Source organism: Clostridium sp. 1001283B150225_161107_B6 (assembly GCF_015556325.1).
Taxonomy (GTDB): Bacteria; Bacillota; Clostridia; order Lachnospirales; family Lachnospiraceae; genus Enterocloster.
The window spans coordinates 151,049-170,849 of sequence record NZ_JADNMD010000005.1 but is presented as its reverse complement, the minus strand read 5'-3'; the positions used below and the strand labels follow the sequence as shown (position 1 = coordinate 170,849).

The 19,801-nt window shown below is 51.7% G+C and carries 22 protein-coding genes; 15 read left to right on the top strand and 7 right to left on the bottom strand.

Features of this window, described 5'->3' with window-relative positions; translation table 11 throughout:
- Positions 1–4: 4 nt before the first annotated feature.
- From I2H39_RS14215 to I2H39_RS14175, 10 genes are all read left to right on the top strand, one after another.
- Complete coding sequence (locus tag I2H39_RS14215) at positions 5–865, top strand: class II fructose-bisphosphate aldolase (protein WP_195626761.1); 861 nt, start codon at positions 5–7, stop codon at positions 863–865.
- A 20-nt stretch (positions 866–885) separates the two neighbouring features.
- Entirely contained in the window at positions 886–1,581 is a 696-nt protein-coding gene (locus tag I2H39_RS14210) for a D-lyxose/D-mannose family sugar isomerase (protein WP_195626760.1), read from the top strand.
- 161 nt (positions 1,582–1,742) lie between these two features.
- Entirely contained in the window at positions 1,743–2,864 is a 1,122-nt protein-coding gene (locus tag I2H39_RS14205) for a sugar ABC transporter substrate-binding protein (RefSeq protein ID WP_138311738.1), read from the top strand.
- Positions 2,865–2,993: 129 nt separating this feature from the next.
- Entirely contained in the window at positions 2,994–4,481 is a 1,488-nt protein-coding gene (locus I2H39_RS14200) for a sugar ABC transporter ATP-binding protein (protein ID WP_138311739.1), read from the top strand.
- An 18-nt stretch (positions 4,482–4,499) separates the two neighbouring features.
- Entirely contained in the window at positions 4,500–5,468 is a 969-nt protein-coding gene (locus I2H39_RS14195; RefSeq protein ID WP_138311740.1) for an ABC transporter permease, read from the top strand.
- A gap of 76 nt (positions 5,469–5,544) precedes the next feature.
- A complete protein-coding gene (locus tag I2H39_RS29500; RefSeq protein WP_275892412.1) occupies positions 5,545–5,676 on the top strand; it encodes a hypothetical protein in 132 nt (43 codons plus the stop codon).
- Positions 5,673–6,620 carry a sugar ABC transporter substrate-binding protein gene (locus tag I2H39_RS14190; RefSeq protein WP_195626759.1) on the top strand — a complete coding sequence of 316 codons (948 nt, stop codon included), beginning with the start codon at positions 5,673–5,675 and terminating at the stop codon, positions 6,618–6,620. Before I2H39_RS29500 ends, I2H39_RS14190 begins: the two co-directional genes overlap by 4 nt.
- 4 nt (positions 6,621–6,624) lie before the next feature.
- Positions 6,625–7,938 carry a sensor histidine kinase gene (locus I2H39_RS14185; RefSeq protein WP_138311742.1) on the top strand — a complete coding sequence of 438 codons (1,314 nt, stop codon included), beginning with the start codon at positions 6,625–6,627 and terminating at the stop codon, positions 7,936–7,938.
- Positions 7,931–8,599 (top strand): response regulator transcription factor, encoded by a 669-nt coding sequence (locus I2H39_RS14180; protein WP_195626758.1) that lies wholly within the window; start codon positions 7,931–7,933, stop codon positions 8,597–8,599. The genes I2H39_RS14185 and I2H39_RS14180 overlap by 8 nt, the downstream gene beginning before the upstream one ends.
- Positions 8,600–8,741: 142 nt before the next feature.
- Positions 8,742–10,061: an extracellular solute-binding protein gene (locus I2H39_RS14175; protein ID WP_138311744.1), complete on the top strand. Its 1,320-nt coding sequence runs from the start codon at positions 8,742–8,744 to the stop codon at positions 10,059–10,061.
- A 74-nt stretch (positions 10,062–10,135) separates the two neighbouring features.
- On the opposite strand, the gene I2H39_RS14170 is transcribed toward I2H39_RS14175, so the two are convergent.
- Positions 10,136–10,795 (bottom strand): trimeric intracellular cation channel family protein, encoded by a 660-nt coding sequence (locus tag I2H39_RS14170; protein WP_138311745.1) that lies wholly within the window; start codon positions 10,793–10,795, stop codon positions 10,136–10,138.
- Between the two features lie 20 nt (positions 10,796–10,815).
- Positions 10,816–11,823 carry an aspartate--ammonia ligase gene (gene asnA, locus I2H39_RS14165; RefSeq protein ID WP_138311746.1) on the bottom strand — a complete coding sequence of 336 codons (1,008 nt, stop codon included), beginning with the start codon at positions 11,821–11,823 and terminating at the stop codon, positions 10,816–10,818.
- Here asnA and I2H39_RS28860 point away from each other — a divergent pair.
- A complete protein-coding gene (locus I2H39_RS28860) occupies positions 11,810–12,034 on the top strand; it encodes a hypothetical protein (RefSeq protein WP_178332217.1) in 225 nt (74 codons plus the stop codon). The two genes, asnA and I2H39_RS28860, sit on opposite strands and share 14 nt — an antisense overlap.
- A complete protein-coding gene (locus I2H39_RS14160) occupies positions 12,031–12,678 on the top strand; it encodes a YHYH domain-containing protein (RefSeq protein WP_195626757.1) in 648 nt (215 codons plus the stop codon). The genes I2H39_RS28860 and I2H39_RS14160 overlap by 4 nt, the downstream gene beginning before the upstream one ends.
- A 45-nt stretch (positions 12,679–12,723) precedes the next feature.
- Here the strand turns inward: I2H39_RS14160 and I2H39_RS14155 are convergent, their stop codons facing one another.
- The 4 genes from I2H39_RS14155 to I2H39_RS14140 all read right to left on the bottom strand — a co-directional run bounded on the left by I2H39_RS14155 (position 12,724) and on the right by I2H39_RS14140 (position 15,098).
- The gene (locus tag I2H39_RS14155; RefSeq protein WP_138311748.1) at positions 12,724–12,936 is read right to left on the bottom strand and encodes a DUF3006 domain-containing protein; all 213 of its coding nucleotides are present in this window, start codon (positions 12,934–12,936) and stop codon (positions 12,724–12,726) included.
- A gap of 80 nt (positions 12,937–13,016) precedes the next feature.
- A complete protein-coding gene (locus tag I2H39_RS14150) occupies positions 13,017–14,111 on the bottom strand; it encodes a ComEC/Rec2 family competence protein (protein ID WP_195626756.1) in 1,095 nt (364 codons plus the stop codon).
- A gap of 85 nt (positions 14,112–14,196) precedes the next feature.
- Positions 14,197–14,628 carry a thioesterase family protein gene (locus tag I2H39_RS14145; RefSeq protein ID WP_138311750.1) on the bottom strand — a complete coding sequence of 144 codons (432 nt, stop codon included), beginning with the start codon at positions 14,626–14,628 and terminating at the stop codon, positions 14,197–14,199.
- A gap of 98 nt (positions 14,629–14,726) precedes the next feature.
- Positions 14,727–15,098, bottom strand: coding sequence for a tetratricopeptide repeat protein (locus tag I2H39_RS14140; RefSeq protein WP_227146092.1), 372 nt, complete (start codon positions 15,096–15,098; stop codon positions 14,727–14,729).
- Between the two features lie 297 nt (positions 15,099–15,395).
- On the opposite strand from I2H39_RS14140, the gene I2H39_RS14135 reads away from it, so the two are divergent.
- Positions 15,396–15,635 (top strand): hypothetical protein, encoded by a 240-nt coding sequence (locus I2H39_RS14135; RefSeq protein ID WP_138311752.1) that lies wholly within the window; start codon positions 15,396–15,398, stop codon positions 15,633–15,635.
- Between the two features lie 208 nt (positions 15,636–15,843).
- Complete coding sequence (locus tag I2H39_RS14130) at positions 15,844–16,866, top strand: aldo/keto reductase (protein ID WP_195626755.1); 1,023 nt, start codon at positions 15,844–15,846, stop codon at positions 16,864–16,866.
- 92 nt (positions 16,867–16,958) lie between these two features.
- On the opposite strand, the gene I2H39_RS14125 is transcribed toward I2H39_RS14130, so the two are convergent.
- Complete coding sequence (locus tag I2H39_RS14125) at positions 16,959–18,722, bottom strand: ABC-ATPase domain-containing protein (RefSeq protein ID WP_195626754.1); 1,764 nt, start codon at positions 18,720–18,722, stop codon at positions 16,959–16,961.
- A gap of 301 nt (positions 18,723–19,023) precedes the next feature.
- Here I2H39_RS14125 and I2H39_RS14120 point away from each other — a divergent pair, with 301 nt between their 5' ends.
- Complete coding sequence (locus I2H39_RS14120) at positions 19,024–19,704, top strand: hypothetical protein (RefSeq protein WP_330641008.1); 681 nt, start codon at positions 19,024–19,026, stop codon at positions 19,702–19,704.
- The last annotated feature ends 97 nt before the right edge of the window (positions 19,705–19,801 follow it).

The following is a 19,801-nucleotide window of genomic DNA, read 5'->3' as shown; positions in this document are numbered from 1 at the left end:
AAACATGTTAGTTTCAATGAAAGCAATTTTAAATTTGGCAGATGCAAAAAAAATAGCGGTGGGCGCCTTCAACATTACGTCCCTGGAGGGCATCCAGGCTGTATTGGGTGCGGCTGAGGAACTGGGGCAGCCGGTTATCCTGCAGTTTGCTCCGGTTCATGAGTCCATTATCCCCCTTAAGGTCATCGGCCCTGTAATGGTGATGATGGCGGAAAAATCTTCCGTGCCTGTATGTGTCCATCTGGACCACGGCGATAAGCTGGAAATCCTGGAGGAGGCGCTGGAAATGGGATTCACCTCAGTGATGTACGACGGTTCCGTCCTGCCCTTTGAGGAAAATGCGGCAAACACAAAGATTGCCGTGGAAATGGCCGGAAACCGGGGGGCCTCCGTGGAGGCTGAGATTGGCGCCATGGGAAGGCAGGAGTTCTCCAGTGTGGGGGAAGGAGAGCAGGCAGAGGCGGTGGAAGGCTGCTACACGGACCCGGAACAGGCCCGGGCTTTTACCGCCCTCACCGGGATAGATGCCCTGGCCTGCTCCTTCGGCACGGTGCACGGCCTATATCTGACCGCGCCCAGGCTGGATTTTGACAGGATACACAGGATTCGGGAAAGCATCGGCATTCCCATTGTGATGCACGGCGGCTCCGGGGTCAGCGACAGGGACTTTAAGAAATGTATTGCCAACGGCGTCAGGAAAATCAATTACTACACATACCTGGCCAAGGCAGGGGGCATGTATGTAAAGGAGAAATGCAGGACAGCCGGGGAACATGTATTTTTCCACGATGTGACGCGGTGGGGAATCCAGGCCATGAAGGAGGATGTGCTTCACACAATCAGGGTATTTTCCCATCTGGAATGAGACGGAAAAGGAGGAAAAACATGAAACGTTCGGAAATTAACAGGGCCCTTAAGGACATGGAGCAGATGGTTGGCAGATGTTCCTTTAAACTTCCCCCATTCTGCTGTTTTACGCCAGAAGAATGGAAGGAAAAAGGACATGAGTATGATGAAGTCAGGGATAACATGCTGGGATGGGATATCACGGATTTTGGAATGGGGGATTTTGACAAAGTGGGGTTCTCCCTTATCACGCTGAGAAACGGCAATGTGTCCATGGATAAGTATACAAAACCATATGCGGAAAAGCTGCTGTACATGAAGGAAGGACAGTCTGCCGCCATGCACTTTCACTGGAATAAGATGGAGGATATCATCAACCGGGGCGGCGGCAATGTACTCATAGGCGTATACAATGCCGATAAAGAAGAAGGTCTGGCAGATACGGATGTCCTGATACACAGCGACGGACGGGAATATACGGTACCGGCAGGCACGCAGATACGGCTGCGCCCCGGGGAGAGCATTACCATCCAGCCTTTTTTGTATCATGACTTCCGCCTGGAGCCGGGAACAGGACCCGTGCTGCTGGGGGAGGTATCCATGTGCAATGACGATAACCGGGACAACCGTTTCTATTTGCCGGCAGGCCGTTTTCCAGTCATAGAGGAAGATGAGCCGCCTTACCGCCTTCTGTGCAATGAGTACCCCGGGGCGGGCAGTTGTGCAAAACGATGAAAATTTGCGTCAATGGAATCTGAAAAAGTAAAAGTGATGGGAAAATATATGACAAATGTCATGTAAAAATGATTACATTGTGCACATGTGTTAAAAAGAAAAGCGTGATAAGATTTGATTACGGCAAAAACAACAAAACATTTTGCAGAAGGAGGCAACTTATGAAAAAAAGTACTAAGAAGCTGTTGGCAGTGATGATGTGCGCAGCAATGGCAGGTTCTGCACTGGCAGGATGCAGCAGCGGGGACTCCCAGACAACGGCAGCCGCCACAGAGGCGGCCGCACAGGCACAGACCACAGAGGAGGCCAGGGAGGCGGCCGCTGAGCCTGAAAAAGCAGGGGAGAGCAAGGAAGAGACAGAGGCAGCTGCGGCGCCGGCAGTGACGGATATGGCATCTGCCGATGTAAAGAAGAAGGACCCGGACAAGCATTATAAATTCGGCTATACCTGCATGGACGGAACCAACCCGTTCTTTGTCACCATTGAGAAGAGGATGAGGGAGATGGTTGAGGCCAACGGGGACGAGCTGATTGCAGTAGACCCGGCCAATGACGTTACCCTTCAGATTACCCAGGTAGAGGACCTGATTTCCCAGAACATTGACGCCATGTTCATGAATCCGGCAGAGGCAGAGGGAATCCTTCCGGCCCTTGACCAGCTTAAGGAAGCAGGAATCCCCATTGTGGGCTTTGACACAGAGGTAGCGGATATGTCCTACCTGATTTCCTACACCGGCTCCGATAACTATAATGCAGGCAAGGTCTGCGGCGAGGACCTTGTAAAGAAATGCCCGGAGGGCGGGGATATTATTGTACTGGATTCTCCTACCATGAATTCCGTTACGGACAGGACCAACGGATTTTTAGATGCAATTGAAGGAAAAGGCTTTAATATTGTTGCACAGCAGGATGCAAAAGGCAACCTGGAGGTTTCCATGGGCATTGCAGAAGACCTGCTGCAGGCGCACGGCGACGTGGTTGCCATCTTCGGCGGCAACGACCCAACTGCACTGGGAGCGCTGGCAGCAGCCAATGCAGCCGGTCTTACAGACTGCATGATTTACGGCGTGGACGGCTCTCCTGACATCAAGGCAGAGATGGCTTCCGGAGAATCCCTGATTGAGGGAAGCGGCGCCCAGTCTCCTGTTAAGATTGCACAGTCTGCAGTAAATATCATGTATACATACTTAAATGGCGACAAGGTAGAATCAAGATATCCGGTAGAAACCTTCCTTATTACATCAGAAAATGTAGATAAGTATGGCACAGATGGATGGCAGTAAGAGAGTAGTCTGAAAAGTGCTGGGCCCCTTCGGGGGCCAGGCACTTTTTAACTGACAGGCCAAAACAGCAGCGTACGGCAGGAAACTCTGTCACGAACCATATGAATAGAAGAACAGGCAGGTGAGATTATGAGTGAAACAGTTCTGCTTCAAATGAAGAACATCCACAAATCATTTCCGGGCGTCAAGGCGCTTCAGGGGGTGGACCTGGAACTGAGGGCCGGTGAGGTCCACGCATTGCTTGGTGAAAACGGGGCAGGTAAATCCACACTGATTAAGGTCCTGGGCGGTATTTACATTGCGGAACAGGGTGAAATTTTCATTGACGGAAAAAAAGCAGCCATTGATGGGGTAAATGCATCCCATAGCAACGGAATTTCCATTATCCACCAGGAATTGGTACTGGTGCCTCACATGACTGTGGCGGAAAATATTTTTCTTGGCAGGGAGCCGTCAAAAGGGCTTTGGGTCAGCCACGACACCATGGAGAAGGAAGCCCAGGAGCTTCTGGATGCATATCATATGGGCATTGAAGCGGGGACGCTGGTTAAGGACCTTACCATTGCCCAGCAGCAGATGGTGGAAATCGTAAAGGCCATCTCCTATCATTCCAGGATACTGGTAATGGATGAGCCCACCTCATCCATATCGGACAAGGAAGTGGAATTTCTGTTCAGCACCATGCGGGAGCTGACAAAGAAAGGCGTTGGAATCATCTATATATCCCATAAGATGGACGAACTGGAGCAGATATGCGACCGGGTGACCGTGCTGAGGGACGGAACTTACGTGGGCACTGAGGTGGTAAAGGATACCACAAGGGACCATCTTATCGCCATGATGGTGGGCAGGGAGCTGACCAAGTATTACACCAGGGATTACATGGAGCCAGGCAGGGTGGTACTGAAATGTGAGAATATTGCAGACGGAAAGATGGTCAAAGGGGCCAGCTTTGAACTGCATGAGGGGGAAATCATTGGTTTTGCGGGGCTGGTTGGCGCTGGAAGAAGCGAGACAATGAAGTGTATCTTCGGACTGACGCCCGGTTATACGGGGAGTATCAGCGTGGATGGGAGGCCGGCGTCCATCAAATCCCCTATTGACGCCATGAAATACGGTATTGCACTGGTGCCTGAGGACCGGAAGCAGGAGGGACTGTATAAGGTGCAGAGCGTCCGGTTTAACTCCACCATCGAGGTGCTGAAACGCTTTATAAAGGGCATCTGGGTGGATGCGGACAAGGAGGAGGAGATTACCCGGCAGTATATTGAGATGATGGATACCAAGACCCCGTCCCAGGAACAGCTTATCGGGAATCTGTCCGGCGGCAACCAGCAGAAGGTAATGATTGGAAGATGGCTGGCCACCTCCCCTAAGATACTGATTCTGGACGAGCCCACCAGGGGCGTGGACGTGGGCGCGAAATCTGAGATATACGGAATCATGAACGAGCTGGTGAAAAAGGGTATGTCCATCATCATGATATCATCCGAACTGCCTGAAATCCTCAACATGAGCGACCGGGTCTATGTCATGTGCGATGGCCGGATTACCGGATGCTTCAGCCATGAGGAGTGCGTCACCCAGGAACAAATCATGAAGCTGGCGGCAAAGTAAGAAAAGGGGGAAAGTCAAATGACAACCAGATTGCAGAAAAATGTAAAACAATATTTTAAGGATAATATCGGCATTATCGGGGCCCTGCTTATTTTGTGTATTTTCTTATCCGTGTTCCCAAAGACCAGCGGCTCCTTCCTGACCCAGAAAAATATATTCAACGTATTGCGTCAGATATCGTCCAACCTGTTCCTGGCCTGCGGCATGACCATGGTTATCATCCTGGGCGGCATTGATTTGTCCGTGGGTTCCATTATCGCCCTTTCGGGCTGCTTTGCAGCGGGCTGCGTGTCCCGTTACGGCCTTCCCATAGCAGCGGGCGTGCTGTGCGGCGTGCTGGTGGGCATGGCGGTGGGTATGTTTAACGGCGTTGTCATATCAAGGACAACCATACCGCCCTTTATCGTGACCCTGGCCACCATGAATGTGGCAAAGGGGCTGGCCTATGTGTATACGGGCGGCTCTCCGGTGCGGGTGGTCACAAAGGAGTGGCAGTTCTTAGGCGCCGGGTATGTGGGCGGCGTTCCCACGCCGGTCATACTTCTGGCAGCAGTGCTTATTATCACGGCTATCATCATGAATAAAACAAAGCTGGGACGCCATATCTACGCGGTGGGCGGAAACTCCCAGGCAGCCAGGTTCTCAGGCATCAGTACGGCCAGGGTAAAATTCCTGGTACATACCTATTCGGGAATCATGGCAGGACTTGCGGGCGTGGTCCTGGCATCCCGTATGTATTCCGGCCAGCCCACGGCTGGCGACGGAGCCGAGATGGACGCCATTGCAGCTGTTGTGGTGGGCGGAACCTCCATGGCAGGCGGCTCCGGTAAAATCGGAGGAACCATCATCGGCGGCCTGATTATCGGCGTTCTGAACAACGGCCTGAACCTGCTGAATGTGAATTCCTTCTGGCAGTACGTTGTAAAGGGAACCGTTATCCTCCTGGCTGTTTTTGTGGATTACCTGAGAAACAAAAAGGCGGAATAAAGCCTGGTTTGCGGCAAAAGCGTTTCACGGCAGTGGGGCGCTTTTTGTCGAAGTCAAAGTTTTTCAAAAAGTTACCATGAGATATTACAGATACGCATGTTTGCGGTATAATGGGAAAGGACCGGACCGGGAGCGTGACCGGGCAGCCGGGGATATGACCAGGCATCCGGGAAATGAAGTCAGAGACAGGGAGGCGGGAAGCAGATGAAGATAGGAACAGGTTTGTTAATCCTGACAGCGGGCATCATGCTCCTGGTGGAGGGCTGCGGCCGCCCGGACGGAAGCGGGCGCCAGCATGAGGCCAGGCTGTTCGGGGCAACCTATATGACCAGGAATAATCCATATTTTGATGTCCTCAACCAGGGGATAGAAGAAGTGGTGGAAGCCAACGGCGATATCCTTCTTACCAGGGACCCCCTTCAGGACCAGGAAAAGCAGAACCAGCAGATTCAGGAGATGATAGACGAGGGTATCCAGATGCTGTTTTTGAATCCTGTGGATTGGGAAAAGGTGCAGCCTGCCCTGGATGCCTGCAAGGAGGCGGGGGTGGGCATTATCAACGTGGATACGGTGGTGAAGGACAGGGATTCCGTGATTTCCATTATAGAGACGGATAACTACCAGGCAGGCCAGCTCTGCGCCCTGGATATGATGAAGCGCAAGGACAAGGCGAAAATCGTGATACTGGACAATCCCATACAGACCTCCATTACTAACCGGGAACAGGGCTTTTTGGACACCATAGAGGGCAATGACAACTACCAGGTGGTATACAGGGAGGCAGCGGCAGGAGAGATTGAGGTGTCATCCCATGTGATGGCTGACCTTCTGCGCCGGGACATTGATTTTGACGTAATATTGGGAGGCAATGACCCCACGGCCCTGGGAGCCCTGGCAGCCCTGCAGCAGGCCAGGAAGGAGGAGGGGGTCCTGATATATGGAATCGACGGCTCTCCGGATTTTAAGGCAATCCTGGATGTGGGGTATGTGACAGGAACCAGTGCCCAGAGTCCCAGGTCCATAGGCAGGAAGGCGGCTGAGACTGCTTACCGTTATCTGGACGGGGAGACGGTGGAGAAATACATAAGCCTGCCCAGCACCATGATTACCAGGGACAATCTCCATGAATTTGAAATAGACGGGTGGCAGTGAGGATATGGATACGAATATGGATAACAGGCGGGTACGCATCCTGCAGCTGGGAATCCTGGCGCTTAATGTGATATCCGTAATGGGACTCAGCATATTTATATATGCCACAATTGAAAACATACGGCGCAGCTATGTGGCCAGGGAGTTTTTAAGCGGCATCCAGGCCATTGTCTGGTATCCCTGCCGGAACATCTGGCTCTGCGCCCTTCTTCTGGCTCTGCTGGCAGGCAGTATGTTTGTGCGGGACCGGCTGTTCCCGGACAACAGTAAGGTGATTCTGTTCAGCCTTGTGGCTGATTTTGCCATTTGTTTTGCCATTATTATACTTTTGAATTTTAATTATAACGGTATCCTGCTGCTGGTATTTTCCAATGTCATTCTCTATGCCAAAAACGGGAAATCCAGGTATTTCCTGGCGGCGGTGGCTATCGGCAGCTTTATCCTGGCTGATTACGAACTGCTTTCCATTTCCTACCGCCTGTATTCCATACAGGATTACATTGCATTTTACAATGCCTCCGCCCAGCAGTACCTGCTCAGCAGCTACAATATCCTGATATCCCTGAATGTAATCATGTTTGTGGTATACTGTGTGAATATCATCAACCAGCAGCAGGGAAACCTGGACGAGATACATGCCCTTAACGAGCAGCTTCAGGAAGTGAATGAACAGCTTAAAGAGTACTCCGTGATGGCGGAAAAAATGGCGGAGACAAGGGAGAGAAACCGTCTGGCCAGGGAAATCCATGATACCCTGGGCCACACCCTGACCGGCATTGCCGCGGGCATAGACGCCTGCCTGGCCACCATAGGCACGTCGCCCCGGCAGACAAAGGAGCAGCTGGAGCTTATTTCCAAGGTCACAAGGGACGGCATCAAGGAAATACGGCGCTCTGTCAGCCAGCTGCGCCCCGATGCCCTGGAGCGGTTCAGCCTGGAATACGCCATCAGCAAGATGGTATCGGACATGAACGCTGTGTCCGGCGCCAGGGTGTACTTTGACTGCCAGGTGAAGAACCTGAAATTTGACGAGGACGAGGAAAACGCCATTTACCGGGTCATCCAGGAGGGAATCACCAATGCCCTGCGCCACGGCCATGCCAGCCAGATATGGATTACCATAAAGAAGGAGGATACGGACATCCTTCTGCAAATCAAGGACAACGGCATCGGGTGCAGGGAAATAAAGAGCGGATTCGGAACAAAGCACATGAAGGAGAGGATTAAGATGCTGAGCGGTGTTGTGACATTTGACGGCAGCGGCGGTTTTACTGTAAATGCAAGGATACCAATCCGATGGGGGGAGACTTATGATTAAAGTATTGATTGCGGACGACCAGGAGCTGATTCGCCAGAGCCTGCAGATTGTGCTCAACAGCAGGTCCGACATAATGGTTACAGATGTGGCGTCCAACGGCCAGGAGGTTATCCGCTGCGTAAGGAAGAACAAGCCGGATGTCATACTGATGGACATCCGGATGCCCAAGCTGGACGGGGTGCAGTGCACGAAAATCATAAAGGAAAATTATCCTCAGATTAAGATTATTATACTCACCACCTTTGACGATGACGAGTATGTCTACAATGCCCTGAAATACGGGGCCAGCGGGTATCTGTTAAAGGGCGTGTCCATGGATGAACTGGCCAATGCCATTACCACGGTATACAATGGATGGGCCATGATTAACCCGGACATTGCAGCCAAGGTGCTGAGGCTGTTTTCACAGATGGCCCAGGCGGACTATACCATACTTGTGGGTGATAAGAATGTGGACGAGCTTACAAAGACAGAGTGGAAAATCATAGCCCAGGTGGAAAAGGGGGCCAGCAACAGGGAGATAGCGGAAACCCTTAAGCTGTCTGAAGGGACGGTGCGCAATTATCTCAGCACCATACTGAACAAGCTGGATTTGCGGGACCGCACCCAGCTGGCAATCTGGGCTGTCCAGACAAATGTAAGGAAACGCCTGGGCACCTGAAGTCTGGCCGGGACAGCAGGCAGAAGCAGGACAGCAGGCAGAAGCAGGACAGCAGGCAGAAGCAGGACAGCAGGCAGAAGCGGAGCGGCAGGCAGAAGCAGAACAGAGGCAGGAGAGAGGCAGAAGGAAGGGTGAGATTGGGATGAAGGGATGGAAATGGACGCTGGGGCTGGGAACAGCCCTGGTCCTCCTTTTTGGTCTGGCGGGATGTATATACATGTATCATGATAAGGAGATAGTCCTGGAATTCGGCATGTTTACGGGAAGCAACTGGGACGTTGCCAGTGCCAGCAGCTTTGTCATCATGGACAAGGCGATTGCAAGGTTTGAGGAGGAGCATCCCGGGGTGAAGATTCACTATTACAGCGGAATCAGCAAGGAGGACTACTCGGAGTGGTGCGCCAGAAAGCTGTTGGAGGGAAAGATGCCGGATGTGTTTATGGTGCCGGATACGGATTTCAACCTGTATTCATCTTTGGGGGTCATGAAAAACCTGGACGAACTCATTGAGCATGATGACGGGTTTGACCGCAGTGACTTTTTCACCACAGCCCTTGACGCGGGAAAATACGATGGACACCAGTGCGCCCTTCCCTATGAAACGGTTCCGGTCCTTTTATTTGTCAACAAATCCCTTTTGGCCAGGGAACAGATTGAGGTGCCGGGGGAGGACTGGACATGGGATGATATGTATGAAATATGCAGGAAGATAACAAAGGATGTGAATGGGGATGGATTGCTGGACCAGTTCGGCACCTATAATTACAGCTGGAGGAACGCGGTTTACACCAGCGGGGGGAGATTTTACGGCGGGGACCAGCAGCAGTTGTCCTTTACGGACCCCCATGTCCTGGACGCCATCAAATACATGAAGCGCCTTAACGACCTTAACCAGGGACAGAGCGTGACCCAGGAGGACTTCAACAAAGGGAACGTGGCCTTTATGCCCCTGACCTTTGCAGAGTACAGGACCTATAAGACCTACCCCTACCGGATTAAGAAATACACAAAGTTCCAGTGGGACTGCATCACGTTTCCTGCCGGAAAAGAGGGAGAGAACCGTTCCAGGGTGGATTCCCTTCTCATGGGCATCAACAGCAGCACAAAGCATGAAAAGCTGGCGTGGGAATTCCTGAAACAGCTGACTGGAAATGAGGAGATGCAGATGGACATATTCCGGTACTCACAGGGCGTGTCTGTGCTGAAAAGCGTTACCGGCTCCGGCCAGGCAGCGGCCATCATACAGGAGGACATGGATGAGGGGGAGCAGGTCATTAACAGCAGTCTGCTGTACAATGTAATTGAGAACGGGGTCATAGAGCCCAAGTTCCAGCAGTATGAGCAGGTCATGAGCCTGGCGGACGGGGAGGTATCCAAGATACTTATGGAAAACAGGAATGTGGACAGCAGCATGAAGATATTCCAGAGAAGCATTACCAAGTATTTGCAGCAGCAGAGATAGAGAGAGGGGAGAAAAGGCCGGGCCCCGGTCATTTGTACACGGTTTGTACAATGATTGGGGCCCGGGCTTGTTTTTTATTTGTTTTTGGTGTGGTAGGCGGTGGGAAGATTCCAGTCGTACTTTGTGGCCAGAAGGCGGATGAGCACCACCAGGATTGCGCTCAATATCATGGAGGCGTCTCTGGAGAGCCAGCCGTTCAGGCAGACATAGCAGACAGCCCCGGCAATGGAGGCGGAAGCATATACATGCTTGCGCAGGATATACGGGGACTGGCCGGCCAGAATATCCCTGAGGGCGCCGCCTCCCACGCCTGTAAGGACGCCCAGGAACACGGAGAGAAAATGATATTCCCCGTAACCGGCCGTCACAGCTGTGTTGATGCCTGTTACCGTGAAGGCTCCCAGTCCAATGGCGTCAAACAGGTTCATTATCTTCTCATAAGCCGAGATATACCGGCTTTCCAGTATCCTCTGGTTCAGCCAGACCAGGACAAAGAGTACCATGGCCGCCAGAAAGGCCGTGTACACGTAAACCGGGTTCATGAACAGGCTGGGCGGTACGATTCCCAGTATAATGTCCCGGAGCATTCCGCCGCCGACAGCAGTGGTGACGCCCAGGACCACCACTCCCAGCAGGTCCAGGCGCTGTTTGATGGCCACCAGGGCACCGGACGAGGCAAAGGCCACGGTTCCGACTATTTCTATGATAAAAAAGATTGAGATATTGGATTCCATAATACGCTCCCGGCCAATGGCTACAGCAGATATATCTTGTTTTTTCCGCAGATATCGCGCATTTCCCTGGGCCAGATACTGGCCTGGACTTCACCTATATGGGCGCGGTCCAAAAGCAGCATGCACAGACGTGACTGTCCGATACCGCCGCCGATGGTGTAGGGAAGTTCTCCGTTTAAAAGCATTTTATGATAAGGAAGACTGCGGCGGTCTTCGCATCCGGCTTTCCTGAGCTGGTCCTCCAGGGCAGCCTCATCCACACGGATACCCATGCTGGAGATTTCCAGGGCGCACTGTAAATGCTCAAACCAGAACAGGATATCGCCGTTCAGCTTCCAGTCGTCATAGTCAGGCGCGCGTCCGTCATGGGGCTTGCCGCCGGCCAGTTTATCGCCAATCTGCATCAGGAATACGCAGCCATGTTCCCTGGTTATCAGGTTTTCCCGTTCCTTAGGCGTATTGTCCGGATACAGGTCCTCCAGCTCCTGGCTGGTGATGAAGAAGATATCCTTTGGAAGGTGCTTCACTGCCTCCGGGTATTTATACCACACCTCATGCTGCATGTGCTTGATAATTTTAAAAATCTCCCGCACCGTGTCCTTTAAGGTATCCAGATTGCGCTGTTCCCTGGTGATGACCCGTTCCCAGTCCCACTGGTCCACATAACAGGAGTGAAGGTTATCCAGCTCCTCGTCCCTGCGGATGGCGTTCATATTGGTGTAAAGCCCCTCGCCGGGCTGAAAGCCGTATTCCTTTAGGGCCATACGCTTCCATTTTGCCAGTGAGTGCACAACCTCCAGGGTTTCCCCGGGAAGTCCCAGCATGTCAAAGGACACGGGGCGCTCAGTACCGTTTAGGTTATCGTTAAGACCGCTGCTTCTTTCCACGAACAGGGGGGCGGAGATACGCTCTAGATGCATCTCCCTTCCCATTTCCTTCTGGAAGGTGTCGCGTATGTATTTGATTGCGTCCTGCGTCTCACGGATGGAAAGACGGGGGTCGTAATCCTTAGGTATGATTAATTCCATCTTAAAAACCTCCAAACTAGTTGAATTCATTGCATATGTTTCTTATGGTATCATCATTGGGAAAAACGCGCAAGTGCTTACATCATTTTTTTATGAGGGAAATGGCGTAAAAATGCGAAAATACCCTGGAAAGATGTTGAAATATAAGGTTACACACAGATGGAAACATGGTAAAATAGAGTTGAAAATGAAATCGGGAGGTATGAGATGAAACGAACGGTAAAGGTATGGCTGGCAGCGGTTATGAGCGGAGTGATTCTGGCAGGAGGGGCAGGAACAACAGGACAGGCTCCGTGGGAAATGGAGTCCCAGGCCCATTCGGGCCGGACAGATGCCAACGGAGGACACCGGGATAACAAAAATGCCAGCGGGTTGGGAAGCTACCACTACCACTGCGGAGGACATCCGGCCCACCTGCATCCCAACGGCGTGTGTCCCTATGCAGGAGGTGCCCAAACTAAGGCCCAGACCCAGACACAAGCCCAGATTCCAACAAAGGCTGCCAATATGGTTCAGGAAACCCAGGCCGGGGACCTGGATATTCCGGCTGTCCGGGCAGTTTCCCGGGAAAGGGCGGCAGATACAACGGGATGGAACCAAAATGGGACACAGTGGAATTATATCTGTGAGGACGGAACACAGCTGATTGGATGCTGGAAACAGATTGACGGTGTGTGGTACTGTTTTGACAGCGACGGAAACATGCGGACCGGATGGTACAGGGAAAATGGCTGTCTTTATTACCTGGGGACGGATGGGAAGATGGTTACCGGAACCTGTATGGTCGATGGAACAGAGTACCAGTTTGACCAGGACGGGAAGATGATAACAGAGAAGCAAACGGGCCTGCATTGATAATGTCTCAATGCAGGCCCCCGGCTGTCTGTGTGCTATCTGGATTTACCCGAATAAATCCATAAGCTTCTTTTTCATTTCTTTCCGTCTTTTATCTGTTTCTTCGGTATCCAGGGAAAACAAACCATCCTCTGCCTGTAATACGTCGCCTTCCTTAACATTCTCCGGAAGATGGCTGACGGGAACCGTTATGCGCTCTCTTGCTTCTGTTTCACATATGGCCAGACCCTCCTCCAGCCGGTCAATGATATATTTCATATAGAATATCCTTTCTGTGTGTTTTAAACATGCTCCAGCCCAGAGACCGTATTGACAGCATGTAACAGCTGGTGTTTGGGTTACGGTTTACACTGTTTACAGGGCTCGTATCCCTCCTGTATCAGTTCCTCCCTGGAAGAGGTTACATCCTTCCGGTTTTCCGTCTTCATCTGTGGGACCGAGGCACAGCCGGGGCTGTGGAACTTGCCGGTGTTAACATTTATGACATAGGAGGAAAGGGAGGAGGCACTGCCGGAGCTGTGTTCGGCGGTATTGCCAGCCTGATGGGTGGCGGTGCTCCATGTGATTGTACTGCCGTCACTGAAAGCGGCAATGGTCCCTTCCTCATCTGTGCGGAGTACCTGGCAGCCTGCTTTTTTTAGTTTTTCCATTGTCTCCTTATGGGGGTGTCCGTAGGAGTTGCCTTCCCCGCACTGGATTACCACCCAGGAGGGTGATACCTTTTTCAGAAATGCATCGCTGGTAGCGGTGCGGCTGCCGTGATGGCCTGCCTTCAGCACATCTGCCTTTAACACTGCGCCGCTGTTTACAATATCTTCCTCCGCCTGGCTTTCTGCATCGCCGCACATGACAAAGCTGTTATCGCCGTAAGTAAGGCGGATGCCCACGGACCAGTTGTTCAGGTCGGTGCCATAGTCTTTTACCGGAGAGAGTATGGTAAAGGAGGCGCTTCCCAAATCATAGGAGTCCCCCGGCACCGGTTTGGTGATTTTCAGTCCTTTGGAAGCAATGGAGTCCAGTACATCCTCAAAGGTCCTGGTGGTATGCTCCACCGGCGGCAGGAAGACTCTGTCCACGGGAAAGGTATCAATTACCTTGTCCAGGCCGCCGATATGGTCGGAATGGGGATGGGTGCCAATCACATAATCCAGTTTTTCCACTCCCTCTGCCTGCAGATAAGAGATTACGGTATTGGCCTGGTCATTTTCCCCTGCATCAATCAGCATGTAGTGTCCGCCTGATTCGGCCAGTATACTGTCTCCCTGGCCCACATCAATGAAATGTACAGCCAGTCCCGGCCCGGATGGGGCGGCTGCGGAGTAACCTTTGTCCTGGGAAAGGGCTGGGGCGGAATCAGCGCATCCTCCCAGCAAAAGCGAGATACTGCAAAAAATGGATATTATCAATATTCGGATACTATTTCTTCTAGTCATAAACGAGTCAGCCTTCCTGTCTTTTGTTGGTTTTAGTTTTATATCGGAACAATTATTTGGATAATTGCGGTACCCATGTACTGTTTCATTGCAGGGCCGCCTGGGCCAGGACAGCCCTGCTGAATGCGGTATCCCACTGCGGGTAGGAACGTTTCAGGGATACAGGTCTGCCGTCTGTACCCAGGAAACAGTGTTTGCTCTCACCTGTGGTTTTAAGTTCACCTGTGGCGGCATCGCGCATCTCATAAGCAAGCGTCATGCGGATGGCGTTATATTCCTTTACCCATACATGTATTTTTACATGGTCATCAAAATGTACCATGGACCTGTACTGGCAGTGTACCTCCAGAACCGGGCTCATGACGCCTGAGGCTTCCATGGCCTTATATCCGCAGCCCATCTGTTCCATCAGGCTGACCCTTGCCTCCTCCATCCAGCGGATGTAGTTGGAATGATGTACACAGCCCATCTGGTCTGTCTCATAATACTGTGCATGATGTTCGTAGTCTTTAAACATGATGTCCTCCTGGTTTTATTCTGAATCCATCTGGTCCTGATACCAGGCCGTGAATCCTTCATCACTCATATTACTGGTGTTTGTCTGGCAATACCCTTTCAGCTGCTCCTTGAATTGTTCCAGGTCCTCCCGGTAGCTGTTGGAAGGGAGTCAGCGGTTTCATACTCCTTTTGGGCATCGTAAATCCGCGCTATACGGATGTAGGACCAGGTCAGGTCGCTTCCGTTGTGTTCCTGGATTTTAAGGGCCTGCCGGTAATGTTCCATGGCTTTTTCATAATCCTCTGTTTTCTTGTACGTATCTCCTATATCGCATAAAAAGACTGCCGTATAGGCGGAGTCCTTTCCGCAGGCTTTTTGGATGGCTTTCAGACCTTTCTCATAATAGGCCAGGGCCTCATCCATATTGCCTGCATCCCTGTGCACATCGGCTATGGCGCTGTAATCCCCCGCCCTCATTTTGACATACATCCAGACCTTTATCTTTCTTATTCATCACTATTTTCCTTTCAGGCAGTCAGGCGGCATACAAAAATATTATACCATGAATTGTCCCAAAAAACGAGTGCATGGGAATGGATTGGTGTTCCGGCCGGAACCAGAGGCCGCCATAGCCGGCGGACCTAAAACAACAGAGGATTTTAAACAGCTTATGTATATTTTGAAATATGGTTACATATACTGGTAATAAATGGACCTGTCCTATGGGTATATACCCGGAAACAGATTCAGACCAGATATTATCAAGAAGAAAAGGAGCACATGATTATGGCACGGGGAGTAAGAAAGTCACCGGTTGAAAAACTGCAGGGAGAGCTGGCGGATGTACAGGCATCCATAGCACAGTATGAGAGCTGTCTGGAAACCATGAGGGAAAAGGAAAAGGCTCTTATGGAACATATCCAGCTGGAGGAATTTAAGGTCGTGAATGAGATGCTAAAGGAACGGGACATGACCATGGATGATTTAAAAGAAATGCTGGCAGGGGACATGACTCTCAGTGCATGAGCTATGTAATCCTGTATATACAGTAAGTCCATATGGGAATAAGGACGCCTGGATGGAAATCTGCGCGTTCTTATTTTTTTAACTTTATTTTTTGATTTATCTTTCAGCTTCTGTTTTTTGAAGGCTTTGTTTGATTCCTCATGTTGTAGTTGACCGCTGTTTTATGGTAGAATGATAAAAAACAACAGGCCTGAAGGAGGTACATAAGATGGTGGAAGTCACGCTAGGGAAAACAGGTATCACTGTGAATAAGAATGGGTTTGGGGCCCTTCCTATCCAGAGGATACCGGAGGAGGACGCGGTACGCCTTATAAAGAAGGCATATGATGGGGGAATCACGTTCTTTGACACAGCCAGGAATTATACGGACAGCGAGGAAAAGCTAGGAGCTGCACTTGAGGGAATACGTGATAAGGTGTTCATCGCAACCAAGACAGCGGCTAAGACAGCAGAGAAATTCTGGGAGGACCTGGAAACTTCCCTGAAAAACCTGAGAACAGACCATGTGGACCTTTATCAATTCCATAATCCGCCTTTCTGTCCAAAGCCGGGAGACGGAACCGGACTGTATGAGGCTGTTCTGGAGGCCAGGGCCCAGGGAAAGGTACACCATATAGGAATCACCAACCACAGGCTGGCAGTGGCGGCGGAGGCAATTGACTCCGGTCTTTATGAGACATTGCAGTTCCCATTCTGTTATCTGGCTACGGACAAGGACCTGGAACTGGTGGAGCGCTGCAGGAAGGCGGACATGGGTTTCATTGCCATGAAGGCATTATCCGGCGGCCTTATCAATAATTCACGGGCAGCCTACGCATATCTGGCCCAGTTTGACAATGTGCTTCCAATCTGGGGGGTCCAGAGAGAAGGGGAGCTGGATGAGTTCCTGTCCTATGTGGGAAATCCGCCTCAGATGACAGATGAGATACAGGCATTGATTGATAAGGACAGGGACGAGCTTTTAGGTGAATTCTGCAGGGGCTGCGGATACTGTATGCCATGTCCCGTTGGAATCCAAATCAATAATTGCGCCAGGATGTCCCTTATGATACGCAGGGCGCCTTCCGCTGCCTGGCTGACACCAGAGGCCCAGGAGAATATGAAGAAGATTGAACAGTGCCTCCACTGCAACCAGTGCAAGGGAAAATGTCCTTATAATCTGGATACGCCAGCATTGCTGGAGAAGAATCTGAAGGACTATCTGGAGATTCTTGACGGAAAGGAATATTAGGAGAGGGATACGCAGGAAACAGCGCCCGCTGTCATGGTGGCAGAGGAAGCGCTGTTTCTTTCGTATACCATAAATACGTATATTGGCAGGATTTAATCGCGGTAGCGGTTGATGCAGGCGTATATTTCCTGGATTCTCGGCATGGAAAGGCCGCAGGCCGCATAGGAGCTGTCTCCCATGGCGCACAGACCGCCCTTCTGTATCTCCTTAAGCAGCAGGGAGACAGTATCCTTCACCGTATAGCGCTCCAGGAGCTGGTGTTGCGCACAGTAGCGCAGCATCTGCGCCAGGGTATTGGTCTGCTCGGAATCAACGAGCTGTTCCACGAACCGGAGGTCCACAGGGGACCTGCCGATTTGCAGGGAATCCTTGCCGTATACCTTGACCTTGATGCGCTCGTCCCGGCCCCCGTCATGGGAACCCCGGCCCCTGTAACCGCCCCGGTTTGGAACAGCGGAATTCCTGGATGCGGTCTGGGAACCGCCCTTACTGCTCAATAGCCTGCGCCCCTCTGTGGGAAGAAGGAAGCCTGGGGCAGAAGTAATGGGTTCGACGCCGTAGCCGGAACAAAAGGCTTTGGTCTTATCCGTGATGTCAAAGGGCTCATAGCAGTCCATCTGCAGGATGGTATCTGCAATATAGAAGTAAGCGCCTGAACTTCCTGCCACCATGACAGTGGAAATACCGGATTTTTCATACAAATCCCTGGCTCTTTCAATGAAGGGGGTAATGGGCTCCTGGTCACGGCTGATGATTTTCTGCATCAGGTCGTCCCTGACCATGAAGTTGGTGGCAGAGGTATCCTCGTCAATCAGGAATACACTGCTTCCGGCTTCAATCCCCTCAATGACAGCAGCTGCCTGGGAGGTGCTGCCGCTGGCATCCTCAGTGGAGAAGCAATGGGTGTTCTTTTTGTTGGGCAGGTCGTTGATGAACAGGGAAATGTCCACGTTCCGGACACTTCTGCCGTCTTCTGCCCGCAGCTTCATGGCAGTGGAATCCGTGATGACATATTCCCGTCCATCTCCGGCCACATGGTTATAGACACCGGACTCCAGGGCTTTCAACAGGGTGGATTTGCCATGATATCCGCCGCCTACAATCAGGGTAATGCCCCGGCGCAGTCCCATTCCGGTGATTCTGCCATGGTGGGGAAGGTTTAATTCCAGCCGGAGGGAATCCGGTGACTGGAAGGGAACGCTGCCCTTCATGGGGCTGCTGGAAATGCCGCTTTCCCTGGGAAGGACGGCGCCGTCCGCAACAAAGGAAACCAGTCCCAGGCGTTCCAGCTCACAGCGGATGAAATACTGGTCTTCCGCCAGGTCGGCTACGTCCTTTACTTCCCGGGCCGGCCTGCTCTTATAATAAAATACAGTTTTAACGCACCGGGGCAGGAAATCGAACAGAATCTTAACCAGCTCGCCGGAATTGATGGTTCTGCCATTGGCCGGGAAACCGGCTTCAAAGCGGGCTGTGATGCCCCTGGTGCTGCATTCACAGGCTGTCCGGCTCAGAATCTCAGGCCCCGGATGGCTGGTGGCAATCAGGCCGCTTTTGCCGGAACCTTTTGCCTTGAAATTATATTTGGCGATTTCCTGGCAGAACTGTCTGACCAGATAGTCCTCCAGGGCAGTCTGCTTGTGGGGGGCGTCGAAATATTCGCAGGGATAGGATGCCCGCTGCTGCGGAATGAATACGCTTAATTTGGAAGGGGATGCAAAGGGGTCCCCCTGTACATGGTCGATGGAAAGTACATAATCCCCAAAGTCATAGGAACCCCGCGTATCTTTATAGGCCGGATATCCCTTCCGGTCAATGGATTCCAGTAATCTTCTCAGGTCTTGTGCTGATTTCATGCTGCTGCTTCACCTCTTCGCCTGCGCCGCCAGGCCGGAATCCAGGTCCGGTCTGCCTTTTGACAGGCTCCTTTTTCTGTATTTGCTTTCTATATTTTATAGCAGGTCCGGCGAAAATGCAACCAAGAACAGCGGGCGGTATGGGCTTATGGGGTGCATATATATCCGGCCGTCCCGGGGCGGCAGCGTTGAAGGGTCCTGCATTTTATGGTATGATAGCATGAGACGGGCGCCAGGGCCCGGAGTGGTAAAGCAGGCACACTCCGGTCCAGGGCGGCTCTGCCAATGACAGGAGTGAAGAATGAATATGGACCAGCAGAAAAAGGAAATGTTAGAAGCACTGTCCGGTGCAGAAAAGGTACTGATAGGCATCGGAGGGGAATGGAAATTAAAGGACGATGGAAGGGATGTGCGGCTGCGCTGTCTGGCGGACGAAGCTCAGAGGGAGCTGAAAGCTGCCTACGAAGCCTTATGGGACCTGGTCAGGGACAAGGATTATTATGTGGTGACCACTGTGACGGACGGGGCTGTCTATGACACGGATTTTGACAGCAAACGGGTGGTGGCTCCCTGCGGGAATATCCATTGGAGACAGTGCTCTAAAGCCTGTACCAAGGATATATGGGAGGAGGGGGAGGTGCCGGAGGATACCTGCCCCCATTGCAGGGCTCCCCTGACAGGCAATACGGTTGAGGCAGAGAACTATATCGAGGAAGGCTATCTGCCCAGGTGGGAGGCCTACAAGAAATGGCAGACAGGAACCCTGAACCGCAAACTGGTTATTCTGGAACTGGGGGAAGGCTTCAAGACGCCTACCGTCATGCGGTGGCCGTTTGAGAAGATTGCATTTTTTAACCGTAAATCCGCATTTTACCGTGTCAACAGACAATTTTACCAGATGCCCCGGGAGATGGGAGAGCGGGCCGGGGGAATCCAGGCAGATTCAGTTTCCTTTATCCGCGGCCTGGCAGAGAGAAACTAATAATTTCTGAAAATAGTAGTTCCTGAAAGGGATAATTCCTGAAACAATATAAAATGATTACAAAAACAGGTTGCCTTTATCACGTTACAATGCTAAA